Origin of the sequence: Hymenobacter norwichensis DSM 15439 (assembly GCF_000420705.1) — a bacterium.
GTDB classification, from domain to species: Bacteria; Bacteroidota; Bacteroidia; order Cytophagales; family Hymenobacteraceae; genus Hymenobacter; species Hymenobacter norwichensis.
Genome location: NZ_ATVL01000006.1, coordinates 1,043,781 through 1,058,361 on the forward strand (window position 1 = coordinate 1,043,781; position 14,581 = coordinate 1,058,361).

10 protein-coding genes are annotated in these 14,581 nt (G+C 56.0%); 2 read left to right on the forward strand and 8 right to left on the reverse strand.

Translation table 11 applies throughout. From position 1 onward, the window contains the following. Nucleotides 1-71: 71 nt before the first annotated feature. From G536_RS0105680 to G536_RS0105705, 5 genes are all read right to left on the reverse strand, one after another. Nucleotides 72-974: an AraC family transcriptional regulator gene (locus tag G536_RS0105680; protein WP_022822622.1), complete on the reverse strand. Its 903-nt coding sequence runs from the start codon at nt 972-974 to the stop codon at nt 72-74. A 120-nt stretch (nt 975-1,094) separates the two neighbouring features. Beyond that, nucleotides 1,095-1,586: a DUF6438 domain-containing protein gene (locus tag G536_RS0105690; protein WP_022822623.1), complete on the reverse strand. Its 492-nt coding sequence runs from the start codon at nt 1,584-1,586 to the stop codon at nt 1,095-1,097. 133 nt (nt 1,587-1,719) lie between these two features. Then, complete coding sequence (yidC, locus tag G536_RS0105695) at nt 1,720-3,600, reverse strand: membrane protein insertase YidC (protein ID WP_022822624.1); 1,881 nt, start codon at nt 3,598-3,600, stop codon at nt 1,720-1,722. Between the two features lie 240 nt (nt 3,601-3,840). After that, complete coding sequence (locus G536_RS0105700) at nt 3,841-5,487, reverse strand: CTP synthase (protein ID WP_022822625.1); 1,647 nt, start codon at nt 5,485-5,487, stop codon at nt 3,841-3,843. A 282-nt stretch (nt 5,488-5,769) separates the two neighbouring features. Then, a complete protein-coding gene (locus G536_RS0105705; RefSeq protein ID WP_022822626.1) occupies nt 5,770-7,209 on the reverse strand; it encodes a Gfo/Idh/MocA family protein in 1,440 nt (479 codons plus the stop codon). 623 nt (nt 7,210-7,832) lie between these two features. Between G536_RS0105705 and G536_RS0105710 the strand changes: the two genes are divergently transcribed. Further along, nucleotides 7,833-9,425 carry an ATP-binding cassette domain-containing protein gene (locus tag G536_RS0105710; protein ID WP_022822627.1) on the forward strand — a complete coding sequence of 531 codons (1,593 nt, stop codon included), beginning with the start codon at nt 7,833-7,835 and terminating at the stop codon, nt 9,423-9,425. Between the two features lie 119 nt (nt 9,426-9,544). Next, on the forward strand, nt 9,545-10,906 hold the full coding sequence (locus G536_RS0105715) for a D-alanyl-D-alanine carboxypeptidase/D-alanyl-D-alanine-endopeptidase (RefSeq protein WP_022822628.1): 1,362 nt from the start codon (nt 9,545-9,547) through the stop codon (nt 10,904-10,906). Nucleotides 10,907-10,928: 22 nt separating this feature from the next. On the opposite strand, the gene G536_RS0105720 is transcribed toward G536_RS0105715, so the two are convergent. The 3 genes from G536_RS0105720 to G536_RS30385 all read right to left on the reverse strand — a co-directional run bounded on the left by G536_RS0105720 (nt 10,929) and on the right by G536_RS30385 (nt 14,295). Continuing rightward, on the reverse strand, nt 10,929-12,065 hold the full coding sequence (locus G536_RS0105720; RefSeq protein ID WP_026879864.1) for a TlpA disulfide reductase family protein: 1,137 nt from the start codon (nt 12,063-12,065) through the stop codon (nt 10,929-10,931). 297 nt (nt 12,066-12,362) lie between these two features. Beyond that, the gene (locus G536_RS26455) at nt 12,363-12,770 is read right to left on the reverse strand and encodes a cupin domain-containing protein (RefSeq protein ID WP_022822630.1); all 408 of its coding nucleotides are present in this window, start codon (nt 12,768-12,770) and stop codon (nt 12,363-12,365) included. Nucleotides 12,771-12,867: 97 nt separating this feature from the next. Continuing rightward, nucleotides 12,868-14,295, reverse strand: coding sequence for an AhpC/TSA family protein (locus G536_RS30385; RefSeq protein ID WP_022822631.1), 1,428 nt, complete (start codon nt 14,293-14,295; stop codon nt 12,868-12,870). Between the last annotated feature and the right edge of the window lie 286 nt (nt 14,296-14,581).

Sequence of the window (14,581 nt, forward strand, 5' to 3'; positions counted from 1 at the left end):
CGTTCCGGTGGTTGGAGTTGCCAAACAAAACTAGCCGCTTACTTTCCAAGAGATTTGCACAAAGTGCCGAACTATTTGTACGCCGCAAATTGCGTGCGGTAGGCAGAAGGCGTATGCCCAACGGCCTGCTTAAACCACCGCGAAAAGTGCGCTACATCGTAGAAACCCAGCCGGTAGCTTAGTTCGCTGATAGGTAGTTGAGTACCCGAAAGCAATACTTTGGCTTCGGTTGCCACTTTTTCCTTGAGCAAGCCCGCGGCACTCTGGCCCGTAGCCTGGCGGCATACCGCACTCAAGTGCTTCGGCGTTACGGCCAGCGCATCAGCATACGAATCCAGAACAAGGGCGGGCGCGCCGGCAGCCAGGCGGACATCTACCAACTGAATAAACTGCTGTACCAACGCTGGAACCAGCGTTCCGCTACTCGAACTGTTTGGAGTTGCTTGCCAGTCGCGGAGGTCAGTGAGCAAAAGGCGCAGGTAGAGTCGGGCCTTTTCCAGATGTTGCTGCTGGGCACTAAGCTGTTCGCCGCTTTGGCGTAGGGCAGCGTATTCAGTGGGCGTGCAGGCGTGGTACACGTAGGGCGCCGCGCCAGAAAGCACTGCGTGTAGTTGGTAATTGGGCAGCAGGCCGGCGTTGTAAAAGTCTTCAGAGAAAAAGCAGTAGAGGCCCGTTTGAGGACCGTCGTGCAGGTGCCAGCGTAAGGCAGTGCCTGGCATAACGAGCAGCACAGAGTTAGGCGCTACACTTATTGCTTCATCGTTGAGGTAAAACGTGCCGCCGCCCTGCTCCACCAACGACAATTTGAAAAACTGCCGCCGGTGCTGTTCCATGTGTTGCCGGCAAGTAGCAAACCGCTCTTCCCGCCGATACACCACCACTTGCGTTGGCGCCTCGGGGAGGGGTGAGAGCACCGGCTCCTCGGTCTGCGGATAGTTGTTGAACCGAAACGTCGGAATCGGGGAAGTATCCATAGCTCCTACAACTCCTGAAAACCAGGAATGGTTGTTTTTAAACCGTACGGAAAGCCTTGCTGCCACCCACTGAAAGTACGGAATCCGGCTGGATAGTACCAGTAAACTTCACCACCATAGTTAGCGCGTCGCGGAGGCTTCCAGGCTTTCCTTCACCTGCTTTTGCACGTAACTGAGCAGGTTTTGCAGCTCCACTGGGGCAGTGCCTTCCACCGTTACCGTTTTGGCTGGACCAATGGCCGGGCTAATAGTCAGGACGGTGGAAGGGAGGTCGGAGACGCCGGCAGCGTAGTTTTCTTGCAGCTCTGTGAAGCGGGCGGCTCTAGCTTCCGCCAGAATGTTGTTCACGGTTTTAATAGCCATTTTCAGTTCACGCTTTCCTTCAACGGGTGCGTACTTGAAACCCTCGTAGCTCACCCGGCCATCGGCGTAGATGCTGGCTTCGTAATGCGGACAAGTGCCGAAGCAGGGCGTTTTGCGAAACACGATAACTGGATTAGCAGTAGCGGGCTGCTCAGCGGTTGCCTTGGTACTTTGGGTAGCGCTGGGTTTTTGCGAGGCGCAGCCAGTAAGTAAGGCAGCAAGCAAGAGGGAGGGCAGGAGGAAACGCATAGCAAAAACGTAAAAGGAGTTGCGGGATAGTTTTCAAAAAGCAGGCCGGTTTACCCCGGCAATGAAAAAGCCCTTCCACCAAACGGTAGAAGGGCTTTTTAGAATTATTGCTTTGTGAAGCGATACTGCCTGATTACGAGCGGCGGGTTGGCTTCTTTGGCTTCGGCTCTACAACAGAGGCCGACGTGCCTTCGTCGCTCTTGCGGCCTTGGCCGTCGCGCTCCTGAGCGGTGCGCATGGCATCCTGGAGGCGGGCCGAGAAGCCGCCGGGCTTCTTGTCTTTGTTTTTCACCTTGTTGGCTTCGAGCTGGGCCCGAATCTTGGTGTCGTCAACCATGCGGCGGGTGAGGGCCTGCTGGCCAAGGGTTACCAAGTTGGAAACCAAGTAGTACCACGTCAGACCGGCGGCGAAGCTGTTCAGCACAAACATGAACACCAGCGGCATCAGGTAGCTGTAAAACTTCATCGGGCCCTGCATAGCGGCCGGGTTCATGGCATTGCTCTGCCAGGTCATCACCAGCGTCGAAATGGTCATCAGCACCGTGAACAAGCTGATGTGGCTACCCAGGAACGGCACCGCGAAAGGCAACTTGATGAAGTCGTCGTAGGTGCTCAGGTCTTTGGCCCACAGAAACGGTTCCTGCCGCAGCTCAATGGCGTTGGGGAAGAACTGGAACATGGCAAACAAAATCGGGATGGTGAGCAGCGTCGGTACGCAGCCACTCAGCGGGCTCACACCGAAGGTGGAATAGAGCTTCATGGTTTCCTGCTGCGCCTTCATCTGGTCGTCGCCAGCCTTCTCTTTGATGGCGTCGATTTCCGGCTTCAGCACCTTCATGCGCGCCTGCGACACGTAGGTTTTGTAGGTCAAAGGCCAGGTAACCAGCTTGATAAGCACTACCAGCAGCGCAATGATGATACCGTAGCTGGAAATAAATTTCTCCAGTACGTGGAACACCGGCAGAATTACAAACTGGTTCACCCAGCGGAACACGCCCCAACCCAGGTACACGTTCCGGTCGAAGCCAGGCGTCACTTCCTTCAGCATGCTGAACGAGTTCGGTCCGAAGAAGTAACGGAAGCTGGCTTTGCCCTGCTGCACATCGGCCGACGGGATGCTGAGCGTGGTGCTTAGGGTTTTGATGAACGTGCTGTCGTTCAAATCAACTGTTGATAGGAACTTGCCGTTCGGGAACTGATTGTTGGCAATAATGCCCGCCACGAAGAAATCGTGCTTGTGCGCGGCCCACTTCAGCGGCTCGGTGATGCTTATTTCCTCGGGCTTCTCGGAAGCCTCGGTCAAAGAGCCGTGGTCGTCGTTGGCGAGGTAGTGGTTGATGGTGGTGTGGTTGCGGTTCTGCTTGATATCCTGCTCGGTCTGGCGCACGTGGTCCACGAAGCTGAACGTCAGCGGCTCCTGCGACATGGTCTGTTGCAGACCCGTAAAGCGCAAATCATACCCTACTTCATACGAGTTGTCGAACAAGGTATATACCTGCTCCACCTGGCCGCCCGCCACGCCGGCTGTGAAGCTCAGGCGTTGGCCTTTCTTGTCGCCTTCCGTTACCGGCTGCGGCGCGCTGGGCTGGAAGTACAAGTCAGAAAGCCGCACGGTCTGGCCCCCGATGGTGCGGAACTTGGTGTCAATCTGAGCGCTCTGGGTGTCAAACAGGTCGAGCGGCTTGCCGAAGAACGTTTTATACTTGTTCAGGCGCACAGCCACGGGCAGGCCACCCTTCGAGGAAAACGTAACGACGAGGTTGTCGTTTTTTAACTCCACTTGCTGCGCGGTGCCGGTAGCAGCGCCAGCAAATGCGCCCAGCGTGCGGGCCGCCGTAGCCGAATCGAGAGGGGCGGCTGGCGCGGCAGGGCCGGTGGCGTTAGGCTTGGCGCTGGCCGCCGTGGTGGGCTTGTCGGCCGGCGTTTCTTTGGGCGCTTCGGGCTTGAAGAAATACAGGTAGACCAGAAGCAAGGCCGCAATCAGAAACAGGCCGGTTGCTGAATTTTTGTCCATTCAGGTAAAAATGAGGGCACTAAAGAGTGTGAAGTATGCCGCGTCCCCTTCAAAAATCCGGCGACGCTACCGCAAAGGTCGGACTTGTCAGGCGAATATTTTTGAATCGGCGTTTTTGTCAGAGAAAAAGGTGAGGTAGTGAAATTGTGAAATGGTGAGTTGACTGTTCTGCTGGCGCTACTTGCGCAGTTAGAACAGCCAACTCACCATTTCACAATTTCACTACCTCACAACTTAACCCTACGATTTGCGGTGCTGGATGGCGGCTCTCACGAAGCGCACAAACAGGGGGTGCGGGTTCTGGACGGTGCTTTTCAGCTCGGGGTGAAACTGGCCGGCCACAAACCACGGGTGGCTGCCTGCTAGCTCCACTACTTCCACTAGCCCCGTTGCGGGGTTGATGCCCGATGGAATCATGCCAGCCTCCTCGAATTGCTGGAGGTACTGGTTGTTGAACTCGTAGCGGTGGCGGTGCCGCTCACTGATGTGGTTGCGGCCGTAGGCTTTGGCGGCTTTCGATCCGCGGCGCAGCTCACAGTCATAGGCGCCGAGGCGCATGGTGCCGCCTTTCTGGGTGATGTTCTTTTGCTCCTCCATCATGGCAATGACGGGGGCGGCAGTTTGCGGGTGCATTTCGGTGGACGACGCTTCCTTCATGCCCAGCACGTTGCGCGCAAATTCCACCACGGCCACTTGCATGCCCAGGCAGATACCGAAGAACGGAATGTTGTTCTCACGCACGTGCTTCACGGCCAGAATCTTGCCCTCGAAGCCTCGCTCGCCGAAGCCTGGTGCTACCAACACGCCATCCACGCCGTGCAGAAGCTGCGCAATGTTGTCTTCGTTGATATGGTCGCTCTGGATGCTGCGCACCGTCACTTTGCACTCGTTCTGGGCGCCGGCGTGCACGAAGGCTTCATTGATGGATTTGTAGGCGTCGGGCAGCTCTACATATTTACCTACCAGCGCAATAGTAACTTCCTCAGTCGGGTTCTTGAGGCGGCCTAGGAAGTCTTTCCAAGCCTCCAGGTCGGGCTGGGCCGTGCCGCTTTGCAGCTTCAATTTCTTGATAACCCGCTCGTCGAGGTGCTCTTTGAGCATGAGCAGGGGCACGGAGTAGATGCTGTCCGCATCTAGGCTCTCGATAACGGAATTGATGTTGACATTGCAGAACAGCGCAATCTTGCGGCGCATCTCGGCCGGAATGGGATACTCGGAGCGGCACACCAGAATATCGGGCTGCAGGCCGGCGCTACGCAGGTCGCGCACGGAGTGCTGAGTAGGCTTAGTTTTCAGCTCACCAGCCGCCTTGAGGTAGGGTAGCAGGGTGAGGTGAATCACGAGGGAGCTGTTTTCGGGCAGTTCCCAGCGCAGCTGCCGCACCGATTCCACAAACGGTAGGCTCTCGATGTCGCCAATAGAGCCCCCGATTTCGGTAATCACTACGTCGAACTCGCCGGTTTGGCCTAGCAGCAGCATGCGCCGCTTGATTTCGTCGGTGATGTGCGGCACCACTTGCACGGTCTTGCCCAGGTAAGCACCTTCGCGCTCCTTGCTAATGACGTGGTTGTAGATGCGGCCCGTCGTGACGTTGTTGGCCTGCGAAGTCGGTACGTTCAGGAACCGCTCGTAGTGGCCGAGGTCGAGGTCGGTTTCGGCGCCGTCGTCGGTTACATAACATTCGCCGTGCTCATAGGGGTTGAGCGTGCCGGGGTCGATGTTGATGTAGGGGTCGAACTTCTGGATGGTGACGCGGAAGCCGCGGGCTTGCAGCAGCTTGGCCAGGGAGGCCGAGATGATGCCTTTTCCTAGCGAGGAGGTCACTCCACCGGTGACGAAGATGTACTTGGCCGTTGCAGCCGTGGGGGTAGGGGTTCGGTCTGGCATAACGGGAAACAAAGTTAGGGGATATATCCGGGGCAATCCACGAAACTTTGTGCTACGCGCGAGAAGATGTAGTGAGGAGAAGATAGAAGGTGTGGACAGCAAACTAAAACAGGCCGTCGTGCAGAGCGCCGCGAAGCATCTCGCGTGCTGATGACAGATTAGTAATCCGACGTCAGCACGCGAGATGCTTCGCGGCGCTCTGCACGACGGCCTTTTAAAGGATGGTCATAGCCTCTTCGTTAAGGCTTAACTTCTACCTTTTAGCTTCCACACTCCTCCCACTTACGCCTGCTTGGGCTCCGGGCCGCGGAATACGTCGGTGCCTTTTACCTCGGTTAGCTTTATGGGGCGGTTTTCGCGGGCTGATTGGTAGATGGCTTCCATGATGCGGTGGTCTTGCAGACCTTCCTCGCCGGGGGTGTGAGGTTGCTTGTTTTCCAGGATGCACTCCGAGAAGTGGTCCATTTCGGCGGCAAACTGGTTTTTGGCGGGAATCGTAATCTGGTTTTGCATCTTGGCTTCGCCCTCGGCGTGAGAGGTTTTCAGCTGCTGGCCAGTGTAAGCGTAAGCGTTATCGAGGTGCAGCCAGCCCCGCTCGGTGTTCACGCGGTAGTAGCGCGAGTCGTGGGTGTTGTAGTGCGTGATACTGTCCACCACGATGCCGCCGGGGAAGCGCAACTGGAACGTCATCATTTCTTCGACTTCCTTGAACAGCGGGTTGCCGGGCGTGCTGTAGGAGTGGGCAAACACTTCAGTCGGCTCGGTGCCGAGCAGGAACCGGCTTGTGTTGAGGCAGTACAAGCCGATGTCGGGGAGGGCGCCGCCACCGGCCAGGGCTTTCTTGTGGCGCCAGTGGTCGGGGTTAGCCGAGCTTTGGCTGTTTTGGGCTTGGATGTATTTCACCTTGCCGAACTTGGCGTCCCGAATCATGTCGCGCACCTGCCGGTTGTAGGGCTCATACTGAATGCGGTAGGCCACCATCAGCTTCACGTTGGCTTGCTTGCAGGCGGCAATCATCAGCTCGCACTCCTTGGCCGAAGTGGCCATGGGCTTTTCGCAGAGGATGTGCTTGCCGGTTTTCGCGCCCCGAACAACGTACTCGGCGTGCATGGAGTTGGGCAGCACGATGTAGATGGCCTGCACGTCGGGGTTGTCTTTCAGCTTCTCGTACTCCTGGTAGCTGTAGCAGCTTTCGGGCTTAATACCGTATTGCTGGGCCACTTTCTTGAGTTTCTCAGGTGAGGCACTCACCAGCGCTACCGGCTTCGACTTCTTACATTCGCCAAAAGCCGGCAGAATTTCTTCCAGGGTAAGGTGTCCCAAGCCTACCAAGGCGTAGCCCACGCGCTTGTCGGGTGGAAGCGGGGTGGGCACGGGGCCCGATTTAGGGTCCACGTCGGATTTCCAGGCTTCCAACTCAATCGGCTTATCCAAGCCGGCGGGCACTTTAGCCGGCGGCGACACGGCTTCGGAGGACGGTACTTGCTGGCCGCTGGGGGCGGTGTACACGGTGCTAGCATCTACTTCCGACGCAGGCGTGCCGGTGGTAGGCGTGCTGGCCGCCGTGGCCTTGGCGGGCCCATCGGACTGGCAGCTGGCGAGGGTGCTGGCAGCTACGCCCACGGCTAATCCGCGGCCGGCTAAGTTTAGGAATTCTTTGCGCGATACTTCCTGGCCGGCGTGGCGCAACACCGTGTTTAGTAGTTCGTTGGTGAAGGACATGGAAAGAGGAATGCAGGTGGTTGAATACAAAAAGAGTGTACTCACTGGCGGGCAGGAAGTTGCTGGTTGGTTGAGTGAAAACCGCCGTTTTTATTGAAGCTGAACAGCTATAGCCACCCGGCCTGCGTGCCGTCCGCTGCCCTATTCGCTTGCTCTTGTGTCTGTTTCGAAAGCCCGACAAGCAGCTTGGTATCCGGCCAACGCCAACAGCAGAATACAAGCTGGTGCTTATATTTGCGGCGCATAAGCGCACAACCCACCCGATGGAAGAAGAAGCCTAAGGCCACATCCGGCGCATCTGTTTGCCTTCCGCTCTCAGCGGAATAGCACCGACGCCATTCTTTCCATGCTGCCGCACCGCACGGTGCCAGCGGCCCCAACCTGGTACTACTGATGTAATCCAGTTATCGGCGTGACTGTCGGCGCGCAGGACATTTCGCTTCTGCTGCGCGCCCGCACCCCACCACTACTTCCCGGCTACCACCCAGACACAATCTGGCAGCCCCGGCACGCCCGCTGTTTTCCTGGATACTAGAAAAACGGCGCGGCTCAACTGCCTCTCCGACAGCCCCTCCTCGCTCGTTGGCTCGATTCCCGTTTCCTGCGCTTTCCTTCCTGGCTATATGAGTATTGTCGTTCATTCTCTTTCCTATACCCACCCCGACCGGACGCTTCTATTTGAAAACCTGCACCTATCCATTGGCAAAGGCGAAAAAGCGTCGTTGGTGGGCAACAACGGCGTGGGCAAATCCACGTTGCTCCAGCTGATTGCTGGCCGCCTGATGCCCGCTGCTGGTGAAATTGTACTGTCGTCGGCGCCCTACTACGTGCCTCAGCACATGGGCCAGTACGACCACCTTTCGGTGGCGCAGGCCGTGGGTGTTGCCGAGAAATTACGCGCCCTGCACGCCATTCTGGACGGCGACGCATCGGCGGAAAACTTCACCGTTCTCAATGATGATTGGGGGCTGGAAGAAAGAGTGCAAGCGGCCTTGGCACACTGGCACTTAACGCACCTGGGCCTGGAGCAGCCCATGCACATGCTGAGCGGCGGCGAGAAAACCAAGGTGTTTCTGGCGGGCATCCTCATGCAGGAGCCAGCTATTGTGTTGCTCGATGAGCCGTCCAACCACCTAGACGCGGCCAGCCGGACGCAGCTGTACGAGTTCATCCGGCGCAGCAAAGAAACCGTGCTAGTCGTAAGCCACGACCGAACCCTACTGAACCTATTGGATACTACCTTGGAGCTTAGCAAAAGCGCCGTGGAAGTATATGGCGGCAACTATGAGTTCTATAAAATGCAGCAACAGGGCCAGCTGGCGGCCTTGCAGGCGCAGGTGGGCGAGCAGGAAAAAACGCTAAAGCAAACCCAGCAAAAGGCGCGCGACTTAGCCGAGCAGCGCCAGAAGCTGGAAGCCCGCGGCAAAGCCCAACAACACAAAAAAGGATTGCCGCGCATTGTGGCCGGCAACCTAAAAATTCAGGCCCAGCAAAGCTCGGCCCAGCAGAAAGATGTGCAAAACGAGAAAATAGCAGCCGTTGCCGACCATCTGACCCAACTCAGAACCCAGATTCAGGAGCATCACATGCTGCGAATAGACCTGCGGAAGTCGGCGCTGCACCACGGCAAAATGCTGCTGGATGCCAGGGCCATCAACTATGCTTATGGAGCGAGGGTGCTTTGGCCGGCGCCGTTAACTTTCCAAGTCCGCTCGGGCGACAGAATCCGGATTGCCGGTAACAACGGCAGCGGCAAAACCACGCTCCTTCACCTACTGCTGGGCAGCACACTGCCGACGGTGGGGGAGGTGCTGCGCGCCGATTTTCATGCTGTGTACCTCGACCAAGAATATTCCTTGATGGATGCTCAACTGTCGGTGTTCGAGCAGGTGCAGCGCTTCAACGACCGGCACTTGCCGGAGCACGAGGTGAAAACGTTGCTGCATTACCACCAGTTTCCGCGCGAAACCTGGGACCGGAACTGCGCGGGGCTGAGCGGCGGCGAGAAAATGAAACTGGTCCTTTGCTGCCTGGTAGTGAGCAACAACACGCCCGATTTGCTGGTGCTGGACGAGCCCACCAACAACCTCGACGTGCACAGCCAGGAGGTGCTTACGGCTGCCATTAAGGACTTTGCCGGGGCGGTAGTGGTGGTTTCGCACGACCACTACTTCATCAGCGAAATCGGCATCGACCAGCACATTCAGCTAACCTAACACCAGGTGGGGCGCTGTTGCCTAGTCTAAACAGAAGTGTAAATTCTTGGTTGGGTTGAAAAGGGCGGGGCTTTTGTTGAAGTTGCGCAAGTTTCTGCCGCTGTCCGTTGTTCTTCTCAATGCCGTTTTCACTGTTTGTGCGTCGCCTGCTGGTTGTGGGTGTGGTTTCTTTGTTCACCCACCTGGCAGCGGCCCAAACCCCTGCTACCGCGCCGCCTGCTCTTTATAATCCGGTGTGGTTGGAAAAGCTGCTACGCGAATCGGCGGTGCTGCGGCAGCACCACGTGGGCGTGTGTATCACCGATGCCAACACCAGCCAGAAAGTGGCGGAGTGGAACGCCGACCGGTATTTCACGCCGGCCAGCGTGATGAAGATGTTCAGCCTATACACTGGCCTGCACATGCTCTCCGATTCGTTGCCGAGCTTGCACTACGTGGTGCGCCACGACAGCCTGATTTTCTGGGGCACCGGCGACCCAACCCTGCTGCACGGCGACGTGCCAAGCCGCCGGGCCCTGGATTTCTTGCGCACCCGCCCCGAGAAGCTGTTCTACGCCGAAATTCCGAGCGTGACGCCCTACGGCCCCGGCTGGACCTGGGACGACTACAATTACTACTACCAACCCGAGCGGGGCGCTTTCCCAGTGTACGGCCACACAGTGCGCTTCTACGCCACCGCCGGCCAGCCCCGGCCCCGCGTGTATCCGCGCTTCTTCCGCAGTGTAACCGAGCCCGTACCCGCCGGCACCCCCAATCCGGCCGACGACCATATTCGCCGTCCGGAGCTGGAAAACCGGTTCAGCTTTTTCCCCATCACTCAGAAATGGGTGGACGAAACGCCTTTTCGGACCAGCCCAGCGCTGCTGCTGCTGCTGCTGCAAGATACCCTGCACCGCCCCATCGGGGCAGTACCCTTCCGGCTGCGCACTGAGGACAGTATTCAAGTGCTGAAGGGCTTACCAGTTGATTCGTTGTACCGCCGTATGTTGCAGGTGAGCGACAATTTTCTTGCCGAGCAACTCTTGTTGATGTGCTCCAGCCGCCTCGGCAACGACTCCCTGAGTACCATCCGGCCCATCCGCGTCATGCGCACGTTGTTCCTGGCCGACCTGCCCGATGCGCCTCGGTGGGTGGACGGCTCCGGCCTTTCGCGCCTAAACTTGGTTACGCCCCGCGCCATGACCAGCCTGCTACTGAAGCTGCACCAAGAGGTACCCGAAAAGCGCCTGCTGAGTTTGCTGGCGGCGGGTGGGGGCCACGGCACGTTGCGTCGCCGTTACCGCCCAGTGGTGCAGGGGCGCCCGTGGCTGTGGGGCAAAACCGGCACGCTCAGCAACAACCACAACGTGGTGGGCTATCTGCGTACCAACTCGGGCCGTTTGCTAGCGTTCAGCTTCCTCAACAACAACATCCCCGGCAACGATGCTCCCGTGCGCAGCGAGATGGAGAAAATCCTCACGCAGGTGCGGGAACGGTTGTAGTAAGGCGAAAGGCCCACCGTGCTTATTGGACGAGTTTCGCTACCGTTGTTTTCAATTTCTCTTCTCGCAGGTTAGTAGCAATGATTTTGCCGTTGGGATCAAGCAGGAAGTTTTGCGGAATGGCTCGGATACTGTAGAGCTTGGTTACTTCCGAGTCCCAGCCTTTCAGGTCGGACACTTGGGTCCAGGTCAGCTTATCTTTATCAATTGCTTTCAGCCATCTTTCCCGGTCGTCTTCCGTGTCCAGTGATACACTCAATACCTCAAACTTCCGGTCTTTAAAGGTCTGGTACACCTCCACCACGTTCGGGTTTTCGCGGCGACAAGGCCCACACCAGGAGGCCCAAAAATCAACCAGCACATACTTGCCCCGGTAGCTAGACAGGGCTACTGATTTGCCATCGGGTGTTTTAGAGGTGAAATCAGGCGCCTGAGCTCCTATAGCTATCAGCTTCAGTTGCTCCAACATGGCGGCGTAAGCTTTGCCTTGTGCAGTGGCTTGCACTTGTGAGGTCAGGGTGTTGAATAGAGGTGCTACGGTAGTGTAATCCGGTACTGATCCACCTATTGATTCTACGGCATCAAGGCTAACCAGTGTGCCCGGATACGCTTTGATGTAGGCTACTTTAGCCAGCTTCGCCTCTTCTTTAGCCTTGGCCCATTCAAGAGAAGCCATTTTGAATGCTGAGGATGCTCGTTGCTCGGGAGTAATACTTAAAAAAGTATTCTCTAACGCCTGCATTTTATCTTTGGAAGGCTTCAGGGTGGCTTGCAGCTGCTGATGTTCCCTGTTCAGGGTGTTGCCTTTGATTTTGGCGTTAACCAGTGAGTCAGGGCTGGTAAAAGTAATAGTGCCTTTCTCCAGATAGAATACGGCATTATCAGCTTGCCCAGTCAAGAGGCGGCGGCGCTTACCATTTTGCACGAGAACCAAGCGTGCTTTGGTGGGAGTTGCCGTAGTGCCTTGTATTCTGAATGCACCTTTCTCAATTACAGCCGAATCCGTAATGGCGCCTTGCTGCAACCCTTCTCGCCGTACGTATACTGTACCCGGTCCGGAAAGCTTCCCTAGCTTCCCCTTCAGCGTGAAGCTAATGGGAGCTTGAGCGTAGGTCAATGACGGGGTGCTGAGTAACAAAGCAAGTAAATAAGCTTTCATAAGCAGTAGGGATACTGTGAAATGGATAAGCCAATAAGGCAGTGCATTACTCGAACTTACTGATGTTCTCTGCTTCATGCAACTCATTAGTTACAACCTAGTTGCTGTTAGCAATGATTAGCTGCTATCGACTACTTGGTATGCCTTATCAAATTTGAATCCTGCGTCCAGGCTGCCTTGTCATTCTGAATGAATCCTAGCCCCTTGCCGCGCCCCTGACCGGGTGAAATACCACTGCCCCGACCAGTACCGCAAGGGTGATGGTCGGGGCAATGAGGTAAGAGTAATTAGGAGTTGCTACTTATTGCTCGCTGTACTGTCTTTGTCAGACATAAATCCGTGGGTGGTACCTGGGGTAAAAGGAATGTAGAGCCGTTCCCACGTCTCGCCCTCCAGTAGTTCCCAACTGTGGCCAGGGCCTTGGGTGTCTTCCGCCAAGAGAATAATGCCCGGCTCAAGAATGAATGTGTCGCCGCTGCTCACGGTGAAGCGCAGTTTGCCTTTCAATGTGACAACAAATTGTGCGCGAGGAGCAGGGTGGGGCTTATGCTCATTGCTTACTTCGGTCTTCCCAAAGAAATAAGTCGCCGCTATGTGCGCTTGCACCGGAAGCTTGCCTACCTCAAATGTGCATCGTCCGTCGGGCGTGTTGATGAGTTGAATGGCTTTGATGTATTGCTGCTCTTTGTTCTCGCTTGCTTCCATGTGCTTTAGTTTTCAGTAGCTCTGCGCTGCTTGAGCCTACTGGCCTAACTACTACGCCGAACTTGTAGGCGACTTAACGTACTACAGGCGCTGATATTTACTTGATATATCGCGCCACTGCCGCTTGCAAGGCTTCGCCGCGCAGGTTGGTGGCAATGATTTTGCCGTTAGGGTCTATCAGAAAGTTCTGCGGAATGGCCCGCACGTGGTAGCGCATGGCTGCTTCACTGTCCATGCCTTTCAAGTCTGAAACCTGTGTCCAAGCTAGCTTATCGTCCTGAATGGCTTTCAGCCACTTGCTGCGCCCTTTTTCATCGTCGAGCGACACGCTTAGAATGTCAAAGTTGCGGCCTTTATACTGGTTGTACACCTTGGTCATATTGGGGTTTTCGCCCCGGCAAGGGCCGCACCAGGAAGCCCAGAAATCTACCAGTACATACTTGCCGTGGTAGTCAGCCAACGATATGGCCCGGCCGTCGGGCGTCTTCTGCGTGAAATCGGGGGCTTTTGCTCCAACTGAAACTGCTTTGAGACTTTCCAGCATCTCACCATAGGCCTTGCCTTCTGGAGTGCTTTTCACGGAGGGCGCCAACGCACTATACAGCGCCACTATTTCCGTGTAATCCGGAACGGGGCCCGCCGCTTCCTTTAAGGCTTCCAGGCTCTCATAGGAGCTGGGGTTGGCTCTAACAAAAGCTATTAATTCGTTGCGATGAGCCTCACGCAACTGCTCGATTTTTTTGTTGAGAGTAACATTCTGCACCTCCTCGTACTTTTCAACGGCTGCTACTACGGTTGGGTCATTGGGTAACTGAATGCCCCGGGTTGCGGCTTTAATAATTTGAAGCCGGTCATTGTAGGCGCGTCCACTTGGGCTGTTGCGGATGGCTGGGGTCAGTGCATTGTAAAGCGGGGCTACTTCTGCATACTGCGGAATTCGCCCACCTACCTGCTGTAGCATGTAGAGGCTCACGGGTGAACCGGGGTTGGCCTTGATGTGCGCTTTGAGTTGCCGGACCTTCTCTTGCATAAGCACTTTCTTTTTTGCGTCCAAACCCTTAGTAACTTCCTTCGGTTGCTGCTCGGGCGTCTCCGGATATTGTGCCTCTAACGCGTTCAGCTTGCTATTAACCGGCTGAAGCAACGACAGTAGCTTTTCGTGTTCAGTGGTAAGTGTAGAGGTGATTGTCGCTTTTTTCAAGGAATCTGAGCTGGTAAACACCACTACCTCTGGCCCTAGGAAAAAGAAAGTGCGGTCTATAGCAGGGCTAGTTATAGCGTCGTCCAGCTTCCCATTGTGTGCTAGTAGTAGCATCGTAGACATGGGATTGTCAACCGTGCCTGTCAGCTCGAAAGCCCCATTATGTAGGGTGGCAGATTGATTGAATATGCCATCCTGCAATAGAAAAATTTTGGCTGGCGGATTTAGCTTGCCAATGGTGCCCTTCAGCGTGAAAGAGGTAGCCTGCTGGGCGCTGGCAGATAGCCCAAGTAAAAGCAGTAAACTAAGCAGGTAAGTTCTCATAGCAGTGGATTATAAACGAGTATAAAAAACCAACTATATATAGGTGATTTTGTTGCCAAACCCCCTCCTGCAAACCCCGAAGTCTGGTGTCAGTATGTGCCTTACATGGCTTGCCAACTGCCTAAATTATCTTCTGCTTTTTCGCCGGATGGTATGGCGGCGGTTAGCGGCTTTTTTCGAGCCCTTATGTTGGGTGGCCGCCTTATCAGACTGCGCAAGCATAATCCGCAGCACTCCTAGCGCTACAAAGCTGCCGCCAAGCCAATAAAGCAGAGCGGGTGTGCTG